The following is a 24,182-nucleotide window of genomic DNA, read 5'->3' as shown; positions in this document are numbered from 1 at the left end:
GCTCAGTCCTATCTGAGGATCATCGCGAGTGCGAACGCCAGCGGGACCGACGCCACCAGGGCGGCGGCGACCATCATGTGCTTGCGAATGGCGGCAACGCGTGAAGGCGTGTAGCTCGCCGGGACCGAGCCGAGCACAGGCAGGCCGGCCGAGCTCTCGATCTGGGTGGCGGTGCGGACCCTGGGGTCGAGCTTGATCCAGGCCAGCAGTGCCAATGCCGGAAGTGCGACGGCTATCACAAGACCGCCCAGGGCCACGTACATCAGGCGCAGCCCGGTCGCTTGCAGCGGCAGCGCCGCCGCCTCCTGGATGCGGAAGCTCAACTCGCCGTGCTCGGCATCGAGCAGCATCGACATGCGCGCGTTCTCGCGCCGCTCGACCATGTCGTTGTACAGCGACTTGCTGGTGTCGTAGTCGCGCTGCAGCTGGGCCAGTTCGCCTTCCATCGTCGCCAGTTGCTCGTTGCGCAGGCGCTCTTCGGCGATCAGGCGTTCGGCGGTGGCGACGCGTTCGGCAGAGGCACGGCTGCGGCCGCGCGCATCGGCCAGCCTGGCGCGCAGGTCGCTGTAGGCCGGCGTCGCGGTTGCGGCGACCGCGCTCAATGCCGGGCTGGGATTGCGACGCTCGCGTTGCAGTTCGTTCCGCAGGTCGCCCATCTGGCTGCGAATGCGCCGGACGTCGGGGTGCTGCTCGGTGTAGTTCAGGCTCAGTGTGTCCAGCTCCTTCTGCAGGTTGGCCAACTGTTGCTGGATCTGGATCGCGCGGGCGCCGGTGTTGCCGATCGAGTTCTCGCGGCTGAGGTGCGACTGCAGTGCGCTGGCCTGGGCGCGCTGGTCGATCGCGTCCATGCGGGCGCGATCGGTCTCGCGCTGCAGTTCGCTGATCCGGCGGCTGGAGCTTTCGCTGGTGCCGGGAAGGGCGTCGGGATGCTCGCGATAGTAGCCGGCCAGCGCGCTCTCGGCTTCGCCGAGGTCCTTTTCGTACTGGCGTGTCTGCGCGTCGATGAATTCGTAGGCGGTGCGACTTTCGGCGGCCTTGCTCTTGAGGTTGACCGCGATGATCGAGTCGGCGAACTGCTGGGCCACCCGCCGTGCGCGCTGCGGGTCGCCGTCGGCATAGCTGATCTTGATCAGGTTGTTGTTCTGGCGCGGGTTGTAGATCTCGGTGCGGGCGGCGATCTGGTCGCGCAGCCGCTCGATCTCCACCGCCGTCATCGCGTCGCGCGGCCAACCGCCGGCGCGGATGACGGCGTCCAGCACCTGCTGGCCGAACGCGATCTCGCGGGCGATGCCGGCATGATCGACGACCGTGGTCGACATCGCCCGGCCCTTCATCAGCGGTTGGATGATGCTCTCTTCCTGCACCCGCACGGAGGCGGTCGAGGTGTATTTCTTGGGCGCCGACAGACCGAGCATGAGCGCGGCGAACGCGATCGCCGCGAATGCGGCGGCCAGCAGCACCGGATGCCTGCGTCCCTCCCTGAACGCCATTCCGGCCAGCGGAATGGCGGGGGACACGCGTGCGATCGGGCGCAGGACCGGACGCGGAGAGCCGCCGCCGTTCCATTCGGACAGTTCGTTGCTCACAGCGCGCGCTCGGCTACGGTGATGACGTCACCGGGGGCGACCGGGTAGTTGGTGCTCAGGTCGGAGCCGTCGAGGATCTTCTGCAGCTGCACGTCGTAGGCGCGGTAGGCGTCGTAGGCGCTGCTCTTGCCCTTCTTGCGGTGCAGGCTGCTGCGGTTGCCGGCGGCGAACTCGGTCACTCCGCCGGCGGCGAGCACCGCGTCGAGGACGGTCATGCCCGGGCGGTAGGGGATCGAGACCGGCTGGCGCACCGCCCCGGTGACCCGCACCCGCGACAGGTACTCGTGGCTGCGCAGGTCGGTCAGGATCACCGCGACCTGGGGATCGCGGACATAGGCCGACAGCTTCTGGCCGATGTCGGCGGCGACCGTGCTGGGGGTCAGCCCGCCGGCCTGGACGTCGCCGATCAGCGGCACCGAAATCATGCCGTCCGGGCGCACCGGCGCGGTGATGCCCAGGTCCGGGTTGCGCCAGACCGTGACCTGGACGATGTCGTCGACGCCGATCTGGTACTCGTCGACGGCGGTCACGGCATGGCTGGGTGGCGGCCCGTTGCCTGAGGTCGGCGCGCTGGCGCAGGCGCTCAGCAGCAGGGCGAGGGCGGCGAAGAACAGTACGGTTATCTGGCGCATGACAGCGGTCCCCTTGTTCAGCAGTAGACAACGCAGCGGGAAGTCCGGCCCGGCCAGTCGCGGCGGGGACGGCTCAGTCGCCGTAGTACTCGCGGAACCACTCGACGAAGCGGCGTATGCCGACCTCGACCGGGGTGGTCGGCGCGTAGCCGACGTCGCGACGCAGGGCTTCGACGTCGGCATGCGAATCGGGCACGTCGCCCGGTTGCAATGGCAGCAGGTTGCAGTCGGCCTCGCGGCCCAGGCACTCCTCGATCAGGCGGATGTAGGTCATCAGTTCGACCGGGCGGTCGCTGCCGATGTTGTAGAGCCGGTACGGCGCCGAGGAGGCGGCCGGGCTGCCGTTGCCGAAGTCGTAGTCCGGGTCGGCGGCCGGCACCCTGTCCAGGGCGCGGACCACGCCCTCGACGATGTCGTCGATGTAGGTGAAGTCGCGACGGTGATGGCCGTGGTTGAACACGTCGATCGGCCTGCCGGCGAGGATGTTGCGGGTGAACAGGAACAGGGCCATGTCCGGCCGGCCCCACGGACCGTACACGGTGAAGAAGCGCAGCCCCGTGGTCGGCAGGCCGTACAGATGGCTGTAGGTGTGCGCCATCAGTTCGTTGGACTTCTTGGTCGCCGCGTACAGGCTGACCGGGTGGTCGACCTCGTCGTCGACCGAGAACGGCAGCTTGGTGTTGGCGCCGTAGACCGAGCTGGACGAGGCGTAGACCAGATGCCCGATACGGTGATGGCGGCAGGCTTCGAGGATGTTGAGGAAGCCGACGATGTTGCTGTCGATGTAGGCGCGCGGGTTCTCGATCGAGTAACGCACGCCGGCCTGCGCGGCGAGGTTGACCACGCGGTCGGGACGGAACCTGACGAAGGCGTCCTCGACCGCGTCGCGGTCCTCCAGCGAGGCGCGCACGAAGTCGAAGCCCGTTCGCGCGTGCAACTGGGCCAGCCGCGCCTCCTTCAGGCGCGGGTCGTAGTAGTCGTTGACGTTGTCGAAGCCCAGCACCTCGTCGCCCCGCGCCAGCAGCGCCCGGGCGAGGTGGAAGCCGATGAATCCGGCGGTGCCGGTGACCAGGATCCGCATGCCGTGGCGCCTCCCGCTCACAACCGGCCGTCGACTTCGGCGCCGGGCAGCACGCCCTTGACGTCGAACAGCGGCGTTCCCGGCTTTCCGAATCGGCGCAGGCCGGTCGTGCCCATCTCGACGAACTGGCGATGCGCGACCGCCAGCACCACCGCGTCGTAGCGGGCCGCCTCGGGCGTCTCCACCAGCGCCAGCCCGTACGCCTCGCGCGCCTGCGCCGCGTCGACCCAGGGGTCGTGCACGTCCACCGCGATGCCGTATTCGGCGAGCTCGTCGACGATGTCGGTGACCCGGGTGTTGCGCAGGTCCGGACAGTTCTCCTTGAAGGTGAGGCCCAGCAGCAGCACCCGGCAGTTGGCAGGATGACCGTCGTGCTTCTGGATCAGCCGCACCACGCGACGGGCGACGTGCTGGCCCATGCCGTCGTTGGTGCGTCGTCCTGCCAGGATCACGTCGGTGTGGAAGCCGACCTGCTGCGCCTTGTGGGTCAGGTAGTAGGGGTCCACGCCGATGCAGTGGCCGCCGACCAGACCGGGCTGGAACGGCAGGAAGTTCCACTTGGTGCCGGCGGCGGCCAGTACCTCCTGGGTGTCGATCCCGAGCCGGTCGAACAACTGCGCGAGTTCGTTGATCAGGGCGATGTTGACGTCGCGCTGGATGTTCTCGATCACCTTGGCGCCTTCGGCGACGCGGATGCTGGAGGCGCGATGGGTGCCGGCCGAGACGATCCTCGCGTACAGCGCGTCGACGAATCGGGCCGCGTCCTCGGTGGAGCCGGAGGTGACCTTGGTGATGGTTTCCAGGCGGTGTTCCTGGTCGCCGGGGTTGATCCGCTCCGGGCTGTAGCCGACATAGAAGTCGCGGTTGAACACCAGTCCCGACTCGCGTTCCAGGATCGGCACGCAGACCTCCTCGGTCGCACCGGGGTAGACGGTGGACTCGTAGATCACCACGTCGCCGCGCGAAAGCGCCTCGCCGACGGTGCGGCTGGCCGCTTCCAGGGGGCGCAGGTCGGGGCGCTTGTAGGCGTCGATCGGGGTCGGCACGGTGACCACGTAGACGTTGCATTCGTGCAGACGTCCGGCGTCGGCGCTGAAGCGCAGTTGCGAGGCTTCGCGCAGCGCCGCCTCGGGCACTTCCAGCGTATGGTCGTGATGGCGTTCCAGCTCGTTGATCCGGGCCAGGTTCACGTCGAAGCCGAGGGTCGGCAGGCGGCGGCCGAAGGCCACGGCCAGCGGCAGCCCGACGTATCCCAGTCCCACGACGGCCAGCCGGATCTGCTCCGGTTTCGGCAGCGGGGCGTCCATAGGTGCTCGGGGTCTCCAGAAGTTCTCAGGCGGCGGATGGTCGTGCCGGTGCCACGACGGCAGCGGCGGCGGATGTTTGCTGGCTTGCGGTTCGACCCCCTGCGGCCGGATGGCGCTCGGTAATCACCGCTCTGCCCGGACTGAACGGGGAACCGGCGGATTTCCGGCAACGTTTCCGGTCACGCGCGCGTTTCGCGTTGTCCCGGACAGGCAAGCACGGCGACGAGGCCCCGATGCGAGTTCTGGTTACCGGTGGAGCGGGCTACATAGGCGCCCATGCCTGCATGGTCCTGATCGAGCGCGGCCACGAGGTCGTGGTCGTCGACAACTTCCGCAACAGTTCTCCGGAAGCGATCACCCGGCTGGAGTCGCTGCTGGGGCTTCCGATCGCGGTCGACCGGCTCGACCTGCGCGACCGCGCGCGCCTGGCCCGGGTGTTCGCGCGCCACCGCTTCGATGCCGTGGTCCATTTCGCCGCGCTCAAGGCGGTGGGCGAGTCGTGCCAGTGTCCGCTGGAGTACTTCGACAACAACATCGGAGGCTCGATCGCGCTGCTGCAGGAGATGGCGGCGGCGGGGGTCAAGCGCCTGGTGTTCAGCTCCTCGGCGACGGTGTACGGGATGCCCGAGTCGGTGCCGGTGCGCGAGGACGCCGAACTGAAGGTCACCAATCCCTACGGACGCACCAAGCTGGTGGTCGAGCAGCTGCTGGCCGACGTGGCGGCCAGCGATCCCGCGTTCCAGGTCGCCGACCTGCGCTATTTCAATCCGGTCGGCGCGCACCCGTCGGGGCTGATCGGCGAAGCCCCGGACGGCCCGCCCAACAACCTGATGCCCTACGTGTGCCAGGTCGCGGCCGGGCGCCGGGAGCGCCTGCAGGTGTTCGGCGGCGACTATCCGACCCGCGACGGCACCGGCGTGCGCGATTACCTGCACGTGGTCGACCTGGCCCGCGCGCACGCCGATGCGCTCGACTACCTGGTCCGCGATCGCGGGGGGCTGACCGTCAACCTCGGCACCGGCAGCGGGATCAGCGTGCTGGAACTGGTCCGTGCGTTCGAGGCCGCCAGCGAGCGGCCGGTGCCCTACGAGATCGTCGCCCGGCGTCCGGGCGATGTCGCCGAGGTGTTCGCCGACCCGTCGCTGGCCTACGAACGGCTGGGCTGGCGTGCCGAGTTCGGCGTCGAGGCGATGTGTCGAGATGCCTGGCGTTGGCAGGCGCTCAATCCCGACGGCTACCGCACCCGCCTGGCCGAGGCGATGCGCGCACGCGCGGTCGCCTGAGCGCGGGGATGCTGGGCTATTGGTCGGCGCCGCTCAGCGCGTCGGCCACCGCGTCGGGTCGTTTCATCCAGGCGAAGTGGTCGGCGCGGATGCCCAGCGTGTCGGCATCGAGCAGCCGGTGCCCGACCCGGGCACGATCGAACTTCGACAGCAGGAATTCGAGCGCGGACTCCGGCGCCAGCCAGTCGTGGGTGAAGGCGACGCTGCGGACCCGCGGGGTCAGGGCCGCCATCCTCGCTTCCAGATCGACGTCGAGTCCGCGCGCGCGGTAGCGCCCGCTGAGCGCGCTGCGTGCCCAGTCGCCGATCAGGCCCCGGGCCTCCTCGCCGCCGAAACCGATCCTGCGGCCGGGCAGCGCACCGCGCGCATTGGCCAGCCAGGGCAGGAACCGATAGGCCAGCGGCAGCCACCATCGGGTCGGGGCGGGGAAGGCCCGCCAGTACGGCGAGCCGCTGGCGACCAGCCACAGCCGCTCGGCGCAGGCCGGCGTCATCCCCAGACGGCAGCAGGCCAGTTGTCCGCCGAGGCTGTGTCCGCCGAGGATCCGCTCGCTGCCGGGAAAGGCCTGCGCCACCGCCGCCTCGGTGGCCGGCAGGTCGTTGACGAGCAGTTGCGCATAACCCCAGTCGGTGTTCCGGTCCGGTCGCAGCGAACTGCTGCCGTAGCCGCGCCACTCGTGGATCACCGTGGCGATGCCGCGCGCGGCCAGCGCTTCGGCGAACGGCAGGTAGTGGCGTGCGGCCACGCCCAGCGCCGGCAGCCAGGTCACAACCGCCGCCGGTGCCGGCGGACGCCGGACCAGCAGCGACCAGCGATGCCCGTCGCTGCTTTCGCAAGGCAGCTCGGAGGCGTCCGCCACAGCCCCGGTCGCCGCGTTCATGCCGCCCTCGCCGCGCCGAAGTGGTCCAGCACCAGCACCTCGCCGCGCCCGGGACGATAGCCCCCGAGCAGGGCCTGGTTCACGTAGTGGGCAGCCCGTTCGCAGGCCTCCGGCAGCGGGTGCCCGAGCGCCAGCCGCGCGGCAATCGCCGAGGCCAGCGTGCAGCCGGTGCCGTGCGCCTCCAGATCCAGTCTGGGGTGGCCGTACTGGGCGACACAGTCGCCATCCCAGTAGCGGTCGATCACCCACTCGTCGCGGCCCAGGTGTCCGCCCTTGAGCAGTACCGCGGCGACGCCCAGGTCGTCGACGAACTCGGCCAGCGCCGATTCGGCCGTGGCCGCGTCGACGACCGGATGGCCGAGCAACAGTTCGGCCTCGGGAATATTGGGGGTGACCACACTGGCCAGCGGCAGCAGGCGGTCCCGCAGCGCGCCGAGGGCGTCGTCGGCCAGCAGCTTGGCGCCGGAGGTGGCGACCATCACCGGATCGAGCACGACATGGGGCGGGCGATGGGCTTGCAGGGCGTCGGCGACGGCGTGGATGACCTCGGCATTGGCCAGCATGCCGAGCTTGACTGCGCCGATGCGGAAGTCCTCGAAGCAGGCTTCGATCTGCGCACGCAGGAACGCGGTTGGCGGCACCTCCACCGCGGTGACCCCACGGGTGTGCTGGGCGGTCAGCGCGGCGATCGCGCTCAGGCCGTGCACGCGGTGCGCGGCGAAGGTCTTCAGATCGGCCTGGATGCCGGCGCCACCGCCGGAGTCGGAACCGGCGATGGTAAGGACGGAAATGGGCTGGGACGCGGTCATGCCGACATTGTGCCCCGAACGCGCCGCTGGAGCGGGGTGCGCGCGCTCAGTGGGCCTGACGTTCCAGGATCGTTTCCGCCAGCCTGACCGCACGCTCGAAGTTGGAGACGAAATGCAGTTCGCCATCGCGCTCCTGCAACTGCATGTTCGAGATCACCCGGTTCGGCTGCTCCTGCAGTCCGGAAATCACCAGCACGATGCCGAGGCGCTGGCAGCGCCGGGCGAGGTTGCGCAGCGCATGCACGCCGCTGGCGTCGATCACCGGCACCAGCCGCATTCGCAGGATGAATACCTTCGGCGGCTCGAAGAACTGGTCGAGCAGGCTGTCGAGGCGGTTGCTGCTGCCGAAGAACAACGGGCCGCTGATCTGGAAGGCCTCCACGCCCTTCGGCAGCCGGGCGCGCTGGTTTTCATCGTCGCGAGCCTCGTCGTCCCGGACATCGCTTTGCGGTGCAAGGTCGTCGTCGGTCGGCCGGATGCCGGCGCTGATTTCCATCGATTCGGACATGCGGAACATGAAGACGAAGGCCGCGACCACGATGCCGGCCTGGATTGCCACGGTCAGGTCGACCAGCGCGGTCAGGACGAAGGTCAGCAGCAGCACGATGCGGTCGCCGATGGGCGCCGACAGGGTGTTGCGGAAGTGCTCGACCTCGCTCATGTTCCAGGCCACCACCAGCAGGACCGCGGCCAGGGCGGCCAGCGGCACATAGCCCATCAGCGGCGCCAGCAGCAGCATGAAGGCGAGCAGGAACACCGCGTGCAGCATGCCGGCGACGGGGCTGCGTCCGCCGGAGCGGATATTGGTCGCGGTGCGCGCGATCGCGCCGGTCGCCGGCAGGCCGCCGAACAGCGCCGAGCCGACGTTGGCCACGCCCTGCGCGACCAGTTCGCCGTTGGAACGGTGACGGCCGCCGATCATGCCGTCGGCGACCACCGCCGACAGCAGCGATTCCACCCCGGCCAGGAACGCGATGGTGAACGAGCTGGGCAGCAGTTCCAGGGTGCGCTCGAACGGAATGTGCGGGATCGCGAAGTCCGGCAGGCTCAGCGGCAGCCCGCCGAACCGGCTGCCGATGGTTTCCACCGGCATCGCGAACGCGGCGGCGGCGGTCGAACAGGCCAGCAACGCGATCAGGAATCCGGGCCAGTTGGGCTTCCAGCGGCGCAGCCCGACGATCACCGCCAGCCCCAGCACGGCCAGCGCGATGGTCGCCGGCTGGGCGGTGGCGATGTGGCGGGCATAGGCGGCCCAGCGCGGGATGAACTCGGCGGGCACCGTGTCCATCTGCAGGCCCAGCGCGTCCTTGACCTGGCTGGAGAAGATGCTGACCGCGATGCCGGCGGTGAAGCCGGTGATCACCGGCTGCGGCATGTATTTCATCAGCGTGCCCAGGCGCAGCAGGCCGGCGGCGATCAGCATCAGCCCGGCCAGCAGGGTGCACAGGATCAGTCCGCCGTAGCCGAACTTCTGGATCACCATGAACACGACCGGGATGAACGCCGCGGTCGGCCCGCCGATCTGCACCCGCGAGCCGCTCAGCATCGAGATCAGGAAGCCGGCGATGATCGCCGTGTGCAGTCCCTTCTCCGGTCCGGTCCCCGACGCGATCGCCAGGGCCATCGCCAGCGGCAGTGCGACCACCGCGACGGTCAGGCCGGCGACCAGGTCGCGGCGGAAGTCGCCGAAGCGATAGCCCTCGCGCAGCACCGTCAGCAGCTTGGGTTCGAACATGCGCAGGTACCGCGCGCGGTCGGCTCGCAGGCGATCGAAGGCCATCACTCCCGCTCCTTCAGTCGCACCCCGCGTCCACGCGCCTGGCTCGGCTGCTCGGGGCCGATCAGTTCGATGCCGGCCGCGTCCAGCGCATCGATCACCTTCATCAGGGTGCCGACCACCGCCCGCACGGTGCCGTCGCTGGCCTCCATGCGCTGGATGGTCGGAAGCGAAACACCGGCCATCGCGGCCAACTGGCGCTGGTCGATGCCCAGCAGGGCGCGTGCGGCCCGCATCTGTGCGGCGGTGATCATCGAGGGATCAGGGGAGGGGGGAGTGATCCGGAGTTTCGATGCTCACTCATCTGAATGCAAGTTCCATCTATTTATTTTGATGTTTTATACATCATATCGGTGGACGCAACCGCTACCTGATGCCTTCCGCGACGGCGGCGATGGGCCGCTCCCGTTCCTCTGGCACTGGCCGGCGTCGGGTATCGCCGTCTTTGTCTTTGTTGCTGGCCGCCCGCTGGCGGCGGCGGGCTCGTCGATATCAGAACGGGGCGTTCATTACTTTTTGAAGCGGGACCACTTGGCCAGTGATCCGCTCCTGATTTCGGTTCTGAATGTCATCAAAATGTGATGTGCATCACATAAATTACATGGGGCTTGATATCCGTCGAGGAATTTGACGCGGACCTCACGCCCCTGTGACTTTGATGAACGCAGCTTCAGGGAAGGAGGCGACCACAAGTCCGGCTCAACAGGACTCGGAGGGCGGGGAACCCTTCGCTACCCAGACATACGACGAACAGGCCTGGCCAGGGGGGCCGGGAGCAACGCGTGGGATGCGCAGTTGACGTTCGTGCTGGCGACATCTTCCAGCCACTGTGCTCCGACGTACATAGGATCGGTCCGATGCGGCCGATGGTCCCGCATGGGGGCTCTGCAGTGCTCACGGGAAGAAAACCGCTCAACTATCAGAAGGGGTATTCGATATGGCTCGCAGAATTGCTCGGATCGCCGCAGTCGCTCTGGTTGCGACGCTTCCGTTGACCGCGGCTGGAGTCGTGTGGCTCAACCAGTACAACGACGGGCGGGCGCCCGAATCGATGCGCGACGAGCTGGCCGGCGACATCGTCACGCGCTGGTCGGTCGAAGGGGCGCGGAGCCAGAACGTGACTCCGGCGCAGTGGGAGCAACAGATCAGCTCGACCCTGCAGAGCGCGGACATGTCCAATCTGGAACGCGCCGCCAGTTCGACCAGCTACGACGGCATGAGCGCCGCGCTGCTGGGGAACCCGACGGTGATGGCCGCAGGCGGCGATGTCGGAACCATGGCACTGGGTTCGACCGACGCGGACCTGGTCTACACACCGATCACCACCTGTCGTATCGCCGATAGCCGGATCGTCGGTGGCCCGATCGCGACCAACGGTTACCGCGACCTGCTGGGCACCACCGCCACCGACTTCACCGCGCAGGGTGGTTCCGGCACCGATTGCGGCATCCCGGCCAACGTGGCTGCGCTGTCGATGCGGGTCACCGCGGTCAACCAGGTCAACTACGGCTACTTCACCCTGTACCCGGCGGACGAGGGCAAGCCGCTGATCTCGTCGCTGAACTTCACGACCGGCAGACCGGTATCGAACCACGGCATCGTCCGCCTGTGCCGGCCCGGTTGCGCGAGCCAGATCAAGGCGTATGCCAATACCCAGGCCGATATCGTGATCGACGTCGACGGCTACTTCACCGAACCCGAGGCGACCGCGCTGGACTGCACGGTCGCGCAGCAGACCGGCAACCTGGATCTTCTGAGTGGGCTGCAGACCCGCTCGGTCAGCTGTCCGGCGGGCTACACCGCCACCGGCGGCGGGTGCGGTGGTCCCTTGGGCATCGGCATCAGCGATTCCCAGCCGCTGGTCACGTCCGGCCAGCCGACCGGATGGAGCTGCGGCCTGGTCGGTTCGCTGTTGAGCGTGATCTCCTATGAGGTCAACGCGACCTGCTGCAGAACGCCCGGCCGCTGACCGGAGTGGTGCGACGAAAGGCGGCCGTTCCGCGGCCGCCTTTCGCATGTGCGCTCAAAGCACCTCGGAGGCGTAGTCGGCCAGGCGCGAGCGCTCGCCGCGGCGCAGGGTCACGCTGGCGCTGTGTTCCCAGTGCTTGAAGCGGTCGACCGCGTAGGTCAGGCCGGACGTGGTCTCGGTCAGGTAGGGCGTGTCGATCTGCTCGACATTGCCGAGGCAGACGATCTTGGTGCCCGGGCCGGCGCGGGTGATCAGCGTCTTCATCTGCTTCGGGGTCAGGTTCTGCGCCTCGTCCAGGATCAGCCAGCGGCTGAGGAAGGTGCGGCCGCGCATGAAGTTCAGCGAGCGGATCTTGATCCTGGAAGCGAGCAGGTCGTTGGTCGCCGCGCGCCCCCAGCTGCCGCCGTCCTGGTTGTGGGTGAGTACTTCCAGGTTGTCCGTCAGCGCGCCCATCCACGGGGTCATCTTCTCCTCCTCGGTGCCGGGCAGGAAGCCGATGTCCTCGCCGACGCTGACCGTCGCGCGGGTCATGATGATCTCGCGGTAGCGCTGCTGGTCCATCGTCTGCGCCAGGCCCGCCGCCAGGGCCAGCAGGGTCTTGCCGGTGCCGGCGGTGCCGAGCAGGGTGACGAAGTCGATTTCCGGATCCATCAGCGCATTGAGGGCGAAGTTCTGTTCGCGATTGCGCGCGGTGATACCCCAGACCGCGTGCTGGCTGTGGCGGAAGTCGTCGACGATCTGCATCACCACCTTGTCGTCGGTGATGCGCACGACCTTCATCTCCGACTGGTCGTCGCCGGGCAGGTACAGGAACTGGTTCGGATACCACGCCTCCTCGCCCTCGCCGGGTTCGCCGCGGGCGATCTCGTAGAAGGTGCGGCCCTTGTCGGTCCAGGACTTCAGGTCCTTGCCGTTGCGCTGCCAGAAGTCCTCCGGCAGCGCGGTGGCGCCGGCGTAGAGCAGGCTGAAGTCGTCCAGCGCGCGGTCGTTCTCGTAGTCCTCCGACACGATGCCGGCGATCGAGGCCTTGATCCGCAGGTTGATGTCCTTGGAGACGAACACCACCGGCACCGACGGCTCGGCTTCCTTCAGCGCCAGGATCGCGCCGAGGATCGCATTGTCCGGGACCACCGCGCCGAAGCGCTTGCCGGCGTCGAAGTTGTCGGTCTGGAACAGCAGCCGCCCGCTGCTGTGCTCGCCGCGCAGCTGCAGGCCATTGGGGCGGCTGAGGACGATGCCCTCATGGATGTTGCCCTTGCCGCCCTGGGCCTCGATCAGCTCGTTGAGGAAGCGGCTGACCTGGCGGGCGTTGCGGCTGGCCTCGGTATTGCCTTTCTTGCCGTTGTCGAGCTCCTCGATGACCTGCATCGGCAGGAACACGTCGTGCTCCTCGAACTTGAACAGGGCGGTCGGGTCGTGCATCAGCACGTTGGTGTCGAGCACGTAGATGCGCTTGCTTCGCGTCATTCGGACTTCCTGGCGGTTGTACGGGCGGCGGCGGCCGTGCCGGGCGACGGGCAGGGCAAAGCCGCCGTGGCCCGCGGGGCGGGACGGCGTCGGATCGGGCGGGCGGGGTGGGTCACTGCGTCTGGGCAGCCTTGAGTGCGTCGAGGACGGCCTGGGCATGGCCGGGGACTTTCACCTTCCGCCATGACTGGGCGATGACGCCCTCCGGAGAGATCAGAAAGGTGCTGCGTTCCACGCCGATGTATTCGCGCCCGTACAGCTTCTTGGGCTTGATCACGTCGAAGGCCTTGCACAGCGCCTCGTCGGCGTCGCTGACCAGCGGGAAGCGGAAGCCCTGCTTGGCGCAGAAGTTGTCGTGCGAGCGCACCGAGTCGCGCGACACGCCGAGTACGGCGGCGTTCAACTTCTTCAGCTTTGGCAGCAGCGCATTGAAGTCCAGGCCCTCGGTGGTGCAGCCGGGGGTGCTGTCCTTGGGATAGAAGTACAGCACCAGCCACTGGCCGGCGTAGTCGCCGAGGGTGGCGCTGTCGCCGCCGGACAGGGCCAGCGGCAGCTTGAGGGTCTTGGCGGGGAGTTTCTTTCCGTCTTCGGCCATGGGTCGGGTCGCCTCGTTCAGAACTTCATCGGATCCATGATGGCATCGAGGTTCAGGTGATCGCAGAACTCCAGGAAATCGTCGCGCAGGGCGGCGATGTGCATGTTCGCCGGCACGCCGATGGTGACCTGGGCGGAGAACATGTCGGCGCCGGTCTGCATCGCCCGGTAGCGCGAGCAGTGCAGGCTCTCGATGGTGATGCCCTGGCGGTCGAAGAAGTCGGCCAGCTGGAACAGGATGCCGGGCTTGTCCGCGGCGACCACCTCGACCACGTAGGGCAGCAGGTTCGACTGCACCTGCTTGGCGCCGGTGCGGTACCAGACCAGCTTCAGGCCTTCCTCGCGTTCCAGCCGGGTGAGCATGGCCTCGAGCTTGGCCACCGAATCCCACGAGCCCACCGCCAGCGCGGTCACCGACACGTCGCGGCCGACCGTCGCCAGGCGAGCGTCGACCAGGTTGCAGCCGCTGTCGCTGATCCGGCGCGTCACCGACAGCAGCGGCGACTCCGGATGCGTCGTGTAGGCGTTGATCAGCAGATGGTTTTCGGTCGGCGACGGCCGGGAAGCGGAATCGGTCAAGGCGGCGCCTGCACGGGAAACTGGAAGGGGTGTGGCGGATGATGCGTGTCGCGATCGGCGCGTGTTCCGGCCCGGTTAACAGCCCGGTGAACGGCGCGACCGCCTGCCGGCAGCATACTTGCCCGCGCTTTCGCGCCGCAAGTAACATCGGTGCCGTGCCCGTGTCAGCGCGCACCCCCCACCGTCAGCGACGCCGCGTCCGTCATTCCCATAAGGTTTTCCCTTGCAACTATCCGGCAGCATCACCGCACTGGCGACGCCCTTCGACGCCGCCCGCGAACTCGACCTCGACGCCTGGCACCGGCTGCTGGCCATGCAGCTGGAGCGGGGCACCCAGGGCCTCGTGGTCGCCGGTTCGACCGGCGAGGCGGCGGCCCTGTACGACGCCGAGTACGACCTGCTGCTGCGCAGCGCGGTCGAGTTCGTCGCCGGGCGCGTGCCGGTGCTGGCCGGAACCGGACACTCCAACACCGCCAAGACCGTCGAGCAGACCCGCCGCGCGGCGGCGCTGGGGGCCGACGCGGCGCTGGTGGTCACGCCGCCCTACGTGCGTCCGACCCAGGCCGGACTGGTGGCCCACTACCGCGCCATCGCCGACGACGGCGCGCTGCCGGTCGTGCTCTACAACGTGCCGCCACGGACCGGTGGCGACATGCTGCCGGAGACGGTCGCCGAACTGGCCGGGCATCCGCGCATCGTCGCGATCAAGGAAGCGCGCAGCGAGCCGGAGCGGATGCAGGCGCTGCTGGAGCTGCAGGATCGCGATTTCTCGGTGCTCAGCGGCGACGACCCGACCGCCTGCCGGGCAATGCTGGCCGGCGCGCGCGGGGTGATCTCGGTCGCCTCCAACGTGGTGCCGGCGGCGTTCCGCCTGCTGTGCAACCTGGCCCTGGCCGGGAAGGCCGAGCAGGCCGGCGCCTGGGATGCGCGCCTGCAGGGGCTCTATGCCTTCCTTGGCGTGGAACCCAACCCGACCCCGGTCAAGGCGCTGCTGACGCTGCAGGGGATCGGTCACGACCTGCGCCTGCCGTTGCAGGCGCTGTCCGAGCGTCACCGCGACGCGGCGACCACCATGCTGGCCACGATCCGCGCGATCGAGGACGAATGCCGCAACTCGCTCGCGGCCTGACCCGGTCGTCGCCGACGGCCTTTCCGGAGATTTCCATGACCCCAAGCCTTCCCATGATCCCCCGCGCGATCCCCCGCGCCGCGTTGGCCGCGACCCTGGCCGCCGCCCTGGTCGCGACCGCCGGCTGCGGCTGGTTCCGCAAGGGCAAAGACCTGTACGCCGCCGATCCGGCCGACCGTCCGCTGGAAGTGCCGCCGCCGCTGCCGGCCAGCGATGCGCCGCAGGCCACCGGCAGCGTGACCGCCAGTTCCGTGGTCGAGGCCCGCCGTACCGCGTCCGCGGCGCTGGGGTTCAACCTCCAGGGCAGCCGCGACGAGGTGTTCGCGCGGGTCGGGCAGGCGCTGGAGGCGAGCGAGGGCCTCACCATCGTCAGCCGCGCGCAGCTGCTGGGCGCCTACGACGTCAACTACCGGGACAGCAATTTCCTGGTCCGGGTCAGCGAAGTCGAGGGCGGCGCCTACGTGTCGGCGGTCGACCCGCGCGGCGTGCCGGCTTCAGGAGAGGCTCCGGCCCAACTGATCCGCGCGCTGCAGACGGCCCTGGGCGGGCAGTGAGCCGGACGCCAGGCCGGCGGCCTGGCGCATGAACGGAAAGGGGCGTCGATCGACGCCCCTTTTTCGTGCCGCGATGCGCGCGATGCGGTCGCGCGGATGGGGCGATGCGCTCAGCGTTCCAGCAGCGGCAGCTTGTCGGTCTTGCCTTCCCAGTCCTTGGCGTCCGGCAGCGGGTCCTTGCGCGCGGTGATCACCGGCCAGGCCTGCGAGAGTTCGGCATTGAGGGCGACGAAAGTCTCCTGTCCTGCCGGTACGTCGTCCTCGGGATAGATCGCGTTGATCGGGCATTCCGGCTCGCACAGGGTGCAGTCGATGCACTCGTCCGGGTCGATCACCAGGAAGTTCGGGCCCTCGTGGAAACAGTCGACCGGGCACACCTCGACGCAGTCGGTGTACTTGCACTTGATGCAGTTCTCGGTGACGACGAAGGGCATGGCGGATTCCTTGAAGGTGCGCCGGCCATTCTATCGGCCGGGGCGGAGGAAGCCCATAGCGGCGGGGCGGGAGGCCGGAAGCTCCGGCACCGCGATCGTGCCGGCCGGACGGCGCCCACGGCGTCGCATGCGCCACAAATTGCGACACGGGCTCTCGGAACTGGCGCTCCCTGGAGGATCGACGCGGCGCATCCCGGTGCCGCGCCCTGCGGGCAGCCTGCGGCTGTCCGGATTCGTTCCCGACGAATCCGTCGAACCGTTCAAATCCCCCGGGAGCGACGGATATGAGAAAGCCCGTGCCTTGCGGCACGGGCTTTCGGGATATGGCGCTCCCTAGGGGATTCGAACCCCTGTTTTAGCCTTGAGAGGGCCACGTCCTAGGCCTCTAGACGAAGGGAGCTGGGATCCGCCGTGGCGCTCAGCACCAGGGCGGCCTGCTAGTATAGTGGGCTGTTGCCGCCATTGGCAACGATTTTCTGCGCCTCTTTTACATTCCATTGAGCTGCGGCAAAGTCCGCCCGAATGCCAGCCGATCACCACACCGAAAATTCCACGCCCGCCGTCTCGCTGCGGACCGTTCCCCGTGACCAGCACTGCGTCTCGCGCAAGGAGATCAGCTCCAACGCGTTGCGGGTGCTGTATCGCCTGCGCGATGCCGGCTTTGCCGGCTATCTGGTCGGCGGAGCGGTACGCGACCTGCTGGTCGGCGGACATCCCAAGGACTTCGACGTCGCCACCGATGCGACCCCGGAGCAGGTCAAGCAGTTGTTCCGCAACTGTCGCCTGATCGGGCGTCGCTTCCGTCTGGCCCACGTCGTGTTCGGCCGCGAGATCATCGAGGTCGCCACCTTCCGTGCCAACAGCGACGACGGCAGCGGCGACCGCGAGGTCGACGGCGGCCGCCTGGTCCGCGACAACGTCTACGGCACCATCGAGGAAGACGCGATCCGTCGCGACTTCACCGCCAACGCGCTGTACTACTCGATCGAGGACTTCTCGGTTCGCGACTACGTCGGCGGCTTCGATGACGTGCGCAACCGGGTGATGCGCCTGATCGGCGACCCGGAGACGCGCTATCGCGAGGACCCGGTGCGGATGCTGCGGGCGATCCGGCTGGCGGCCAAGCTTGGTTTCGAGATCGAGCCGGCGACCGCCGCGCCGATCCGCACCCTGGCGCCGCTGCTGGCCGAGTCGGCGCCGGCGCGGCTGTTCGAGGAATGCCTGAAGCTGTTCCTGTCCGGGCATGCGGTCGAGAGCTTCCTCGGTCTGGAGCGCCACGGTCTGCTGCCGGTGCTGCTGCCGGAGAGCGCCGCGGCACTGGCCTCCAACCGCAGCGGCGCGCTGCGCCGGATGCTGCTGGAAGGTCTGCGCAACACCGATCAGCGGGTCGCCAACGAGGAGCCGGTGTCGCCCGCGTTCCTGTTCGCGCTGCTGTTGTGGCCGGCGTATTGCCGGACCCTGGCGCAGCTCCAGGCCCAGCAGGTGCATGCGGCCGAGGCGCAACGGCGCGCCGCCGACCGGGTCACCGTGCACCAGTTGGACACGGTCGCGTTGCCGCGCCGGTTCTCGCAGCCGATGCAGGAGATCTGGCTGCTGCAGTCGCGCTTCGGCGGCCGCCAGCGCAAGCGGGTGTTCCGTCTGCTCGCGCATCCGCGTTTCCGCGCCGCCTTCGATTTCCTCAGCCTGCGCCTGACCGCCTCGCCCGAGCATGCCGACGACGTGGCCTTCTGGCGCGAAGCCCAGGCCAAGCCTGGCGACGTGCTCGCCGCGCAGTTGGAGGCGGCACGGCACGCCGAGGACGACATCGAGACGGCGTCGCCGCCGCGCCGCCGTCGCCGCCGCCGTCGCAAACCCGTATCGGGGTGAGCCGGCGGCAATCGGCGGGCGACGGCAATGGGCAATGAAGCGAAGCGGCCGGTGGTCGCCTACCTCGGCCTCGGCGGCAACCTGGGCGACGTGCCGGCGACCCTGCGCGCCGCGGTCGATGCGCTTGCCGCGCTGCCGGGCTCGCGCCTGCGCGCGGTCTCCCGTTTCTACCGGACCCCGGCCTGGGGCATGACCGCGCAGCCGGACTTCATCAATGCGGTGGCGGCGCTGGAGACCACGCTGGCGCCCGAGGCGCTGCTGGCGGCGATGCTGGAGATCGAGCGCGACGCCGGTCGCGACCGCGGCGGCGATGCGCCGCGCTGGGGCCCGCGCACGCTCGACCTGGATCTGCTGCTGTACGGCGACGCGGCGATCGACCTGCCGGGTCTGCAGGTCCCGCATCCGCGCCTGCACGAGCGCGCGTTCGCGCTGCTGCCGCTGGTCGAGATCGCGCCCGAGGCGGTCATTCCCGGCGTCGGTCCGGCGCGCGCGCAACTGGAAGCGATGGCGATCACCGGCATCGAAGCGCTACGCTAGGGCAGATCCGCGCAAACAGGCTCCAGGCACATGTACGCCCCCACTTCCAAACAGACCCGCGCCGCAGGCGCCAAGCCGTGGACCGTGCCGGAGCTGCGCCAGGCCAAGCGCGACGGCAACAAGCTGGTGATGCTGACCTGCTACGACGCCGGATTCGCGCGCACGATGGACGCCGCCGGCGTCGACCTGGTGCTGGTCGGCGACTCGCTGGGCATGGTCGTGCAGGGGCACGACAGCACCCTGCCGGTCAGCGTCGACGACATCGCCTACCACACCGCCTGCGTCGCCCGCGGGCTGTCCCGTGCGCTGCTGATCGCCGATCTGCCGTTCGCCGCCGACGCCGATCCGGCGCGCGCGCTGGAGGCTTCGGTGGCGCTGCTGCGGGCCGGGGCGGGGATGGTCAAGCTGGAGGGCGCCGGCCACAAGCTGGAGGTGATCCGCTACCTGGTCGAACGCGAGATTCCGGTCTGCGCCCACCTCGGTCTGACGCCGCAGTCGGTGCTGCGGCTGGGCGGCTACAAGGTGCAGGGACGCGACGAGGCCGCGGCGGCGCGATTGCGCGAGGACGCGCGCGCGGTCGAGGCGGCCGGCGCCAGCCTGCTGGTGCTGGAATGCGTGCCGACCCCGGTCGCCACCGCGATCAGCGGCGAACTGGAGATCCCGACCGTCGGCATCGGCGCCGGCCCCGGCTGCGACGGCCAGGTGCTGGTCCTGCACGACATGCTCGGTCTCAACAGCGGTCATCGCCGGCCGCGCTTCGTCAAGGACTTCCTCGCCGAGGGCGGCTCGGTCGCCGGCGCCTGCGCGGCCTTCGCCGACGCGGTGCGCGAAGGCCGCTTCCCCGACGCGGACCATTCCTACGCCTGAGCGTCGCCGCCGCGACCGTCTCCCACCGAAAGATCCCGACGACATGCTCGAAACCCTTACCGATCCGGGCGCGCTGCGCGCGCGCGTCGCCGACTGGAAGCGCGCCGGCCTGCGCGTGGCGCTGGTGCCGACCATGGGCAACCTCCACGCCGGCCATTTCTCGCTGGTCGAGCTGGCGCTGCGCCACGCCGACCGGGTGGTCGCCAGCGTGTTCGTCAACCCGACCCAGTTCGGTCCCAACGAAGATTTCGCCCGCTACCCGCGCACGCCCGAGGCCGACGCGGCCGGGCTGGAAGCGGCCGGCTGTCACGCGCTGTGGCTGCCGTCGGTGGAGACGATGTACCCGTACGGGGTCGACGCCAGCGTGCAGGTGCGCGTGCCCGGCGTCACCGGCGTGCTCGAAGGGGCGCATCGTCCGGGCCATTTCGACGGCGTCGCCACCGTCGTCGCGCGGCTGTTCAACCAGGTCCAGCCCGATGTCGCGGTGTTCGGCCGCAAGGACTACCAGCAACTGGCGGTGATCCGCTATCTGGTCCGCGAGCTGTCGTTCCCGCTGGAGATCGCCGCCGCGCCGATCCTGCGCGAGCCCGACGGCCTGGCGATGAGTTCGCGCAACCAGTACCTGTCGGCCGCCGAGCGCCCGCTCGCCGCCCGTATCCACGCCACCTTGCTGGAGATGCGCGACGGCGTGCGTGCCGGGCGGCCCTGGGCGCAGGTCGAGGCCGATGCGGCCGAGCGCCTGGGGGCGGAGGGCTTCGCGGTCGACTACGCCGCGATCCGGCGCCCGGACCTGTCCGAGCCGGCGCCGGCCGATGCCGACGGCGCCTGGGTGGCGCTGATCGCGGCCCGGCTCGGTCGCACCCGGCTGATCGACAACCTCGAATTCGAGCGCTGAGCGCAACGCCGTGTTGCGCGGCCGGGCAGGGGGGGATGCGGTCGCGTCAGGCGCGGTTATGTTGCATCGCGCCATCGACTGCTAAACTCGGGAGCCCAGGCAGGAGGACCCGGCGGACTGCCCGCCGCGCCGCCCGCCATCTTCCACGCTCCAGTCCCCGCCGAGCCGTCCCGCGACGGAGAACCGACATGCTGCTGAACCTGCTCAAGGCCAAGATCCACCGCGCCACCGTCACCCACGCCGAGCTGCACTACGAGGGCTCGTGCGCGATAGACGGCCGCCTGCTCGACATCTCGGGCATCCGCGAATACGAGCAGGTGCACATCTTCAACATCAACAATGGCCAGCGCTTCGTGACCTACGCGATCCGCGGCGAGGAAGGCAGCGGGGTGATCTCGGTCAACGGCGCCGCCGCGCATCTGGCCCAGCCCGGCGACTTGGTCATCATCTGCGCCTATGGCCAGTGCGACGAAGCCGAGGCGGCCAAGTTCAAGCCGACCCTGGTCTATGTCGACCGCGAGAACCGGTTGACCCATACCAACCATTCCATTCCCGCCCAGGCCGCCTGACGGTCCGCACCAAAGGCCTTCGATGACCGCCACGGACAGGATCGACGCCGCTCTCCAGCCCCATGTGGCGCGCCTGAAGGACCGGCGCACCTCCGACCTGGTCGGTGCCGACCCCGGCCGCGCCCGCGAGCTGGCGCTGCGGGTCGGCCCCGTCTACGCCAACTTCGCCCGCCAGGGCTACGACCGCGACGCGCTCGAAGCGCTGTTTGCGGTCCTGCGCGAGGCCGACGCCTCCGGCCGCATCCGCGCCCAGTTCGATGGCGAGAAGATCAACCTGACCGAGGACCGCGCGGTGCTGCATACCGCGTTGCGCGGCGACCTGTCCGAGGCGCCGGTGGCGAAGGCCGCCCACGCCCAGGCGCTGCAGGCGCGCGCGCGGATGCGCGAGCTGGTCGCGGCGCTGGAGGCGGAGGCGGTCACCGACGTGGTCAGCGTCGGCATCGGCGGTTCCGACCTCGGTCCGCGGCTCGCGGTCGATGCGCTGGCCGACCCGGCCGCGCGCGGCCTGCGCGTGCACTTCCTTTCCAACGTCGACGGCCACGCGGCCCAGCGGGTGCTGGCCGGCCTGGACCCGGCGCGGACCGCCGGCATCCTGATCTCCAAGACCTTCGGCACCCAGGAGACCCTGCTCAACGGCCGGGTGCTGCGCGACTGGCTGGGCGAGGGCGCGGCACGGCGGCTGTACGCGGTGTCGGCCAACGTCGAACGGCCGGCCGAGGCCTTCGGCATTCCGGCCGAGCGCATCCTGCCGATGTGGGACTGGGTCGGCGGCCGCTATTCGCTGTGGTCGGCGGTCGGTTTCCCGATTGCGTTGGCGATCGGCATGGACGCGTTCGAGGCCTTCCTCGCCGGCGCCGCCGAGATGGACGCGCACGTGCTGGGCTCGCCGCTGGAGCGTAATCTGGCGGCCTGGCATGCGGCGACCGCGCTGTGGAACCGCAACGCGCTCGGTCATGCGACCCACGCGGTGCTGCCCTACGACGAGCGCCTGAGGCTGCTGTCGAACTACCTGCAACAACTGGTGATGGAGAGCCTCGGCAAGTCGGTGCGCCGCGACGGTTCGCCGGTGGCCGGCGACACCGTGCCGGTGTGGTGGGGCGGGGTCGGCACCGATACCCAGCACAGCTTCTTCCAGGCCCTGCACCAGGGCACGTCGATCGTGCCGGCGGACTTCATCGGCGTGGTCCGTGCCGACGCGCCGTACGCCGAGAACCATCGCGCGCTGCATGCGAACCTGCTGGCCCAGACCGAGGCGTTCGCCAACGGCCAGGGCAGCGACGATCCGCACCGCGCCTACGCCGGCGGACGTCCGACCACCACGATCCTGCTCGATGCGCTGACCCCGCGCGCGCTCGGCGCGCTGCTGGCGCTGTACGAGCACAGCGTCTACCTGCAATCGGTGGCCTGGGGCATCAACGCCTTCGACCAGTTCGGCGTCGAGCTCGGCAAGCAGGTCGCCAGCCGCCTGCTGCCGGCGCTGGCCGGCGAGGCCGAGGCCGACGACCCGGTGACCCGGGTCCTGCTCGAAGAGCTGCGACGGAGCTGACATGATCCGCCTCGATCACTTCGTGCTCACCGTCCGATCGATCGAGGCCAGCTGCGCGTTCTACCGCGACGTGCTCGGAATGGAGATCGTGGTGTTCGGCGAGGGCCGCCACGCGCTGCGTTTCGGCGCGCACAAGATCAACCTGCACCAGGCGGGCCGCGAGCTGCAGCCGCATGCCGCCGCCCCGACCCGCGGCAGCGGCGACTTCTGTCTGCTGACCACTGAACCGCTGGATGCGGTGATCGCGCGCCTGCGCCGGCTCGAGGTCGCGATCGAGGCCGGCCCGGTGCCGCGCACCGGCGCAACCGGGCCGATCACGTCGGTGTATTTCCGCGACCCCGACGGCAACCTGATCGAGATCGCCAACCCGGCCTGAGTCTTCACGACCTTTGACCCGTAGGAGCGGCGTTCCCATGAATGCTTCATCGCGGCTCACACCGCTCCTACAGGAAATCCTTGCCCCAAGGACATCGCCAGCCCCCTGAGTCAGGGGGGACGATATCCGGCTGCGCCCGGATATCTCCCAATGTTCGCTACTCAAACCTCGGGCCCCGCCGTCGCGCTGCCACACCCCCATTCGCATCTGCGATGCGAATCGCCCCCTGACTCAGGGGGCTGGGCTCATGAGGTAGACGGACGCTCTTCGTAGGAGCGGCGTAAGCCGCGAGGGGCGTTCCATGAATGCTTCATCGCGGCTCACACCGCTCCTACGGCCGCCCCTGCGGGAGATCGGCTTCCTTCGCGTGCCGGGCCAGCGCCCATTCGACGTGTTCGCGGACCAGCGCGCTGGGGTGGTCGCGACGCGACGCCAGCGCGGCCAGCACTTCCGGCGTGGTCGGTGCGTTGCCCAGGGCGACGGCGATGTTGCGCAGCCAGCGCTCGTGGCCGCTGCGGCGGATCGCCGAGCCCTCGGTGCGGCGCAGGAACTCGTCCTCGTCCCAGGCGAACAGTTCGGCCAGGCTCGCGCGGTCGAGGTCGTTGCGGGCGCGGAAGTCGGGTTCGTCGGTGCGGCGCGCGAACTTGTTCCAGGGGCAGACCAGCTGGCAATCGTCGCAACCGAAGATGCGGTTGCCGATCGGCTCGCGCAGCGGCTCGGGGATCGCGCCTTCGTGCTCGATCGTCAGATAGGCGATGCAGCGGCGCGCGTCGAGCCGGTTCGGCGCGACGATCGCGCGGGTCGGACAGATGTCGATGCAGCGGGTGCAGGTGCCGCAGTGCGCGCTGGCCGGCGGATCGATCGGCAACGGCAGGTCGACATAGATCTCGCCGAGGAAGAACCACGAGCCGCCGTCCTTGTCGATCAGGCAGGTGTGCTTGCCGATCCAGCCCAGGCCGGCGTTGCGCGCGAGTGCGCGTTCCAGCACCGGCGCGGAATCGACGAACACGCGATGGCCGAACGCGCCGACCTCGATCGCCAGACGCTCGGCCATCCTTTGCAGGCGCTGGCGCATCAGCTTGTGGTAGTCGCGGCCCAGCGCGTAGCGGGCGACATAGGCGCGCTCGCCGTCGGCGAGGGTGTCCCAGGCCTCCTCGCCATCGTTGCGGCCGTAGTCCAGGCCGACCGAGATCACCCGCAGCGTGCCCGGGATCAGCGCCGACGGGCGCGAGCGCTTGTCGCCGTGGCGGGCCATCCAGTCCATCGAGCCGTACAGGCCCTCGGCCAGCCAGCTGCGCAGATGCGTCTCGTCCTCGCCCAGCTCGATGCCGGCGATGCCGCAGCGCTGGAAGCCGAACTCGCGCGCCAGCTCGCGCACGCGCTCGGCCAGCGCGGCGTAATCGACATCCGGGGCGGCGGCGGTGTTCACGACAGTGCAAGTATAG

General features: G+C 69.4%; 25 protein-coding genes and 1 tRNA gene. 12 read left to right on the top strand and 14 right to left on the bottom strand.

Annotation, left to right across the window (positions count from 1 at the left end; all coding sequences use genetic code 11):
- Window positions 1-8: 8 nt before the first annotated feature.
- The 4 genes from C9I47_RS11090 to C9I47_RS11075 all read right to left on the bottom strand — a co-directional run bounded on the left by C9I47_RS11090 (window position 9) and on the right by C9I47_RS11075 (window position 4,606).
- On the bottom strand, window positions 9-1,586 hold the full coding sequence (locus tag C9I47_RS11090) for an XrtA system polysaccharide chain length determinant (RefSeq protein ID WP_111266792.1): 1,578 nt from the start codon (window positions 1,584-1,586) through the stop codon (window positions 9-11).
- Window positions 1,583-2,218 (bottom strand): XrtA/PEP-CTERM system exopolysaccharide export protein, encoded by a 636-nt coding sequence (locus tag C9I47_RS11085; RefSeq protein WP_111266791.1) that lies wholly within the window; start codon window positions 2,216-2,218, stop codon window positions 1,583-1,585. The genes C9I47_RS11090 and C9I47_RS11085 overlap by 4 nt, the downstream gene beginning before the upstream one ends.
- A 73-nt stretch (window positions 2,219-2,291) precedes the next feature.
- Entirely contained in the window at window positions 2,292-3,299 is a 1,008-nt protein-coding gene (locus tag C9I47_RS11080) for an NAD-dependent epimerase (RefSeq protein WP_111266790.1), read from the bottom strand.
- Between the two features lie 17 nt (window positions 3,300-3,316).
- Window positions 3,317-4,606, bottom strand: coding sequence for a nucleotide sugar dehydrogenase (locus C9I47_RS11075; protein WP_317616520.1), 1,290 nt, complete (start codon window positions 4,604-4,606; stop codon window positions 3,317-3,319).
- A gap of 233 nt (window positions 4,607-4,839) precedes the next feature.
- Here C9I47_RS11075 and galE point away from each other — a divergent pair, with 233 nt between their 5' ends.
- Window positions 4,840-5,889, top strand: a complete 1,050-nt coding sequence (gene galE, locus C9I47_RS11070) for a UDP-glucose 4-epimerase GalE (RefSeq protein WP_111266789.1) — start codon at window positions 4,840-4,842, stop codon at window positions 5,887-5,889.
- A 16-nt stretch (window positions 5,890-5,905) separates the two neighbouring features.
- Here galE and C9I47_RS11065 read toward each other — a convergent pair whose 3' ends face one another.
- From C9I47_RS11065 to C9I47_RS11050, 4 genes are read right to left on the bottom strand one after another with little or no spacing between them, the layout of a single operon-like run.
- Window positions 5,906-6,769, bottom strand: a complete 864-nt coding sequence (locus C9I47_RS11065) for an alpha/beta hydrolase family protein (RefSeq protein ID WP_111266788.1) — start codon at window positions 6,767-6,769, stop codon at window positions 5,906-5,908.
- Window positions 6,766-7,578: a bifunctional hydroxymethylpyrimidine kinase/phosphomethylpyrimidine kinase gene (gene thiD, locus C9I47_RS11060; RefSeq protein WP_111266787.1), complete on the bottom strand. Its 813-nt coding sequence runs from the start codon at window positions 7,576-7,578 to the stop codon at window positions 6,766-6,768. Before thiD ends, C9I47_RS11065 begins: the two co-directional genes overlap by 4 nt.
- 46 nt (window positions 7,579-7,624) lie before the next feature.
- Window positions 7,625-9,358: a SulP family inorganic anion transporter gene (locus C9I47_RS11055; RefSeq protein ID WP_190238487.1), complete on the bottom strand. Its 1,734-nt coding sequence runs from the start codon at window positions 9,356-9,358 to the stop codon at window positions 7,625-7,627.
- Window positions 9,358-9,609, bottom strand: coding sequence for a helix-turn-helix domain-containing protein (locus C9I47_RS11050; protein WP_111266786.1), 252 nt, complete (start codon window positions 9,607-9,609; stop codon window positions 9,358-9,360). The genes C9I47_RS11055 and C9I47_RS11050 overlap by 1 nt, the downstream gene beginning before the upstream one ends.
- A gap of 22 nt (window positions 9,610-9,631) precedes the next feature.
- On the opposite strand from C9I47_RS11050, the gene C9I47_RS17610 reads away from it, so the two are divergent.
- Window positions 9,632-9,937, top strand: coding sequence for a hypothetical protein (locus C9I47_RS17610; protein ID WP_145985497.1), 306 nt, complete (start codon window positions 9,632-9,634; stop codon window positions 9,935-9,937).
- A gap of 409 nt (window positions 9,938-10,346) precedes the next feature.
- The gene (locus C9I47_RS11045; RefSeq protein WP_141482525.1) at window positions 10,347-11,324 is read left to right on the top strand and encodes a hypothetical protein; all 978 of its coding nucleotides are present in this window, start codon (window positions 10,347-10,349) and stop codon (window positions 11,322-11,324) included.
- Between the two features lie 54 nt (window positions 11,325-11,378).
- On the opposite strand, the gene C9I47_RS11040 is transcribed toward C9I47_RS11045, so the two are convergent.
- The 3 genes from C9I47_RS11040 to C9I47_RS11030 all read right to left on the bottom strand — a co-directional run bounded on the left by C9I47_RS11040 (window position 11,379) and on the right by C9I47_RS11030 (window position 13,964).
- On the bottom strand, window positions 11,379-12,791 hold the full coding sequence (locus tag C9I47_RS11040) for a PhoH family protein (protein WP_111266784.1): 1,413 nt from the start codon (window positions 12,789-12,791) through the stop codon (window positions 11,379-11,381).
- A gap of 112 nt (window positions 12,792-12,903) precedes the next feature.
- Entirely contained in the window at window positions 12,904-13,386 is a 483-nt protein-coding gene (locus tag C9I47_RS11035) for a peroxiredoxin (RefSeq protein ID WP_111266783.1), read from the bottom strand.
- A 17-nt stretch (window positions 13,387-13,403) separates the two neighbouring features.
- A complete protein-coding gene (locus C9I47_RS11030; protein WP_111266782.1) occupies window positions 13,404-13,964 on the bottom strand; it encodes a glycine cleavage system protein R in 561 nt (186 codons plus the stop codon).
- A 223-nt stretch (window positions 13,965-14,187) separates the two neighbouring features.
- Between C9I47_RS11030 and dapA the strand changes: the two genes are divergently transcribed.
- Both dapA and C9I47_RS11020 read left to right on the top strand, forming a co-directional pair.
- Window positions 14,188-15,093 (top strand): 4-hydroxy-tetrahydrodipicolinate synthase, encoded by a 906-nt coding sequence (gene dapA / locus C9I47_RS11025; protein WP_111266781.1) that lies wholly within the window; start codon window positions 14,188-14,190, stop codon window positions 15,091-15,093.
- A gap of 35 nt (window positions 15,094-15,128) precedes the next feature.
- Window positions 15,129-15,647: a hypothetical protein gene (locus C9I47_RS11020; RefSeq protein ID WP_111268099.1), complete on the top strand. Its 519-nt coding sequence runs from the start codon at window positions 15,129-15,131 to the stop codon at window positions 15,645-15,647.
- 110 nt (window positions 15,648-15,757) lie between these two features.
- Here the strand turns inward: C9I47_RS11020 and fdxA are convergent, their stop codons facing one another.
- Window positions 15,758-16,081 (bottom strand): ferredoxin FdxA, encoded by a 324-nt coding sequence (gene fdxA / locus C9I47_RS11015; RefSeq protein WP_111266780.1) that lies wholly within the window; start codon window positions 16,079-16,081, stop codon window positions 15,758-15,760.
- Between the two features lie 324 nt (window positions 16,082-16,405).
- Window positions 16,406-16,481: transfer RNA gene (locus C9I47_RS11010), tRNA-Glu, on the bottom strand.
- 122 nt (window positions 16,482-16,603) lie between these two features.
- Here C9I47_RS11010 and pcnB point away from each other — a divergent pair.
- The 7 genes from pcnB to C9I47_RS10975 all read left to right on the top strand — a co-directional run bounded on the left by pcnB (window position 16,604) and on the right by C9I47_RS10975 (window position 22,737).
- Window positions 16,604-17,947: a polynucleotide adenylyltransferase PcnB gene (gene pcnB / locus C9I47_RS11005; protein WP_111266779.1), complete on the top strand. Its 1,344-nt coding sequence runs from the start codon at window positions 16,604-16,606 to the stop codon at window positions 17,945-17,947.
- A gap of 27 nt (window positions 17,948-17,974) precedes the next feature.
- Entirely contained in the window at window positions 17,975-18,484 is a 510-nt protein-coding gene (folK, locus tag C9I47_RS11000; protein WP_111266778.1) for a 2-amino-4-hydroxy-6-hydroxymethyldihydropteridine diphosphokinase, read from the top strand.
- A 30-nt stretch (window positions 18,485-18,514) separates the two neighbouring features.
- Window positions 18,515-19,351, top strand: a complete 837-nt coding sequence (gene panB / locus C9I47_RS10995; protein WP_111266777.1) for a 3-methyl-2-oxobutanoate hydroxymethyltransferase — start codon at window positions 18,515-18,517, stop codon at window positions 19,349-19,351.
- A gap of 43 nt (window positions 19,352-19,394) precedes the next feature.
- On the top strand, window positions 19,395-20,246 hold the full coding sequence (panC, locus tag C9I47_RS10990; protein WP_111266776.1) for a pantoate--beta-alanine ligase: 852 nt from the start codon (window positions 19,395-19,397) through the stop codon (window positions 20,244-20,246).
- Window positions 20,247-20,434: 188 nt separating this feature from the next.
- On the top strand, window positions 20,435-20,815 hold the full coding sequence (gene panD, locus C9I47_RS10985; RefSeq protein ID WP_111266775.1) for an aspartate 1-decarboxylase: 381 nt from the start codon (window positions 20,435-20,437) through the stop codon (window positions 20,813-20,815).
- 22 nt (window positions 20,816-20,837) lie between these two features.
- A complete protein-coding gene (pgi, locus tag C9I47_RS10980; protein ID WP_111266774.1) occupies window positions 20,838-22,361 on the top strand; it encodes a glucose-6-phosphate isomerase in 1,524 nt (507 codons plus the stop codon).
- A 1-nt stretch (window position 22,362) separates the two neighbouring features.
- Window positions 22,363-22,737: a VOC family protein gene (locus C9I47_RS10975; RefSeq protein WP_111266773.1), complete on the top strand. Its 375-nt coding sequence runs from the start codon at window positions 22,363-22,365 to the stop codon at window positions 22,735-22,737.
- Window positions 22,738-23,068: 331 nt separating this feature from the next.
- On the opposite strand, the gene queG is transcribed toward C9I47_RS10975, so the two are convergent.
- Complete coding sequence (gene queG / locus C9I47_RS10970) at window positions 23,069-24,166, bottom strand: tRNA epoxyqueuosine(34) reductase QueG (protein WP_190238486.1); 1,098 nt, start codon at window positions 24,164-24,166, stop codon at window positions 23,069-23,071.
- Window positions 24,167-24,182 lie beyond the last annotated feature (16 nt).

The sequence above is a fragment of the Marilutibacter maris genome (assembly GCF_003233695.1).
Lineage (GTDB): Bacteria > Pseudomonadota > Gammaproteobacteria > Xanthomonadales > Xanthomonadaceae > Marilutibacter > Marilutibacter maris.
The sequence above is the reverse complement of the archived record's forward strand: the minus strand, read 5'-3'. Positions and strand labels throughout refer to the sequence as shown.

Coding starts and splice junctions, on each gene's coding strand:
- pcnB (WP_111266779.1), top strand. CDS start 16,604: ATGCCAGCCGATCACCACACCGAAAATTCCACGCCCGCCGTCTCGCTG.
- C9I47_RS11040 (WP_111266784.1), bottom strand. CDS start 12,791: ATGACGCGAAGCAAGCGCATCTACGTGCTCGACACCAACGTGCTGATG.
- C9I47_RS11075 (WP_317616520.1), bottom strand. CDS start 4,606: ATGGACGCCCCGCTGCCGAAACCGGAGCAGATCCGGCTGGCCGTCGTG.
- C9I47_RS11080 (WP_111266790.1), bottom strand. CDS start 3,299: ATGCGGATCCTGGTCACCGGCACCGCCGGATTCATCGGCTTCCACCTC.
- thiD (WP_111266787.1), bottom strand. CDS start 7,578: ATGACCGCGTCCCAGCCCATTTCCGTCCTTACCATCGCCGGTTCCGAC.
- fdxA (WP_111266780.1), bottom strand. CDS start 16,081: ATGCCCTTCGTCGTCACCGAGAACTGCATCAAGTGCAAGTACACCGAC.
- galE (WP_111266789.1), top strand. CDS start 4,840: ATGCGAGTTCTGGTTACCGGTGGAGCGGGCTACATAGGCGCCCATGCC.
- C9I47_RS11065 (WP_111266788.1), bottom strand. CDS start 6,769: ATGAACGCGGCGACCGGGGCTGTGGCGGACGCCTCCGAGCTGCCTTGC.
- C9I47_RS11055 (WP_190238487.1), bottom strand. CDS start 9,358: ATGGCCTTCGATCGCCTGCGAGCCGACCGCGCGCGGTACCTGCGCATG.
- folK (WP_111266778.1), top strand. CDS start 17,975: ATGGGCAATGAAGCGAAGCGGCCGGTGGTCGCCTACCTCGGCCTCGGC.
- panC (WP_111266776.1), top strand. CDS start 19,395: ATGCTCGAAACCCTTACCGATCCGGGCGCGCTGCGCGCGCGCGTCGCC.
- C9I47_RS11085 (WP_111266791.1), bottom strand. CDS start 2,218: ATGCGCCAGATAACCGTACTGTTCTTCGCCGCCCTCGCCCTGCTGCTG.
- C9I47_RS11050 (WP_111266786.1), bottom strand. CDS start 9,609: ATGATCACCGCCGCACAGATGCGGGCCGCACGCGCCCTGCTGGGCATC.
- C9I47_RS11035 (WP_111266783.1), bottom strand. CDS start 13,386: ATGGCCGAAGACGGAAAGAAACTCCCCGCCAAGACCCTCAAGCTGCCG.
- pgi (WP_111266774.1), top strand. CDS start 20,838: ATGACCGCCACGGACAGGATCGACGCCGCTCTCCAGCCCCATGTGGCG.
- panB (WP_111266777.1), top strand. CDS start 18,515: ATGTACGCCCCCACTTCCAAACAGACCCGCGCCGCAGGCGCCAAGCCG.
- C9I47_RS10975 (WP_111266773.1), top strand. CDS start 22,363: ATGATCCGCCTCGATCACTTCGTGCTCACCGTCCGATCGATCGAGGCC.
- panD (WP_111266775.1), top strand. CDS start 20,435: ATGCTGCTGAACCTGCTCAAGGCCAAGATCCACCGCGCCACCGTCACC.
- C9I47_RS11020 (WP_111268099.1), top strand. CDS start 15,129: ATGACCCCAAGCCTTCCCATGATCCCCCGCGCGATCCCCCGCGCCGCG.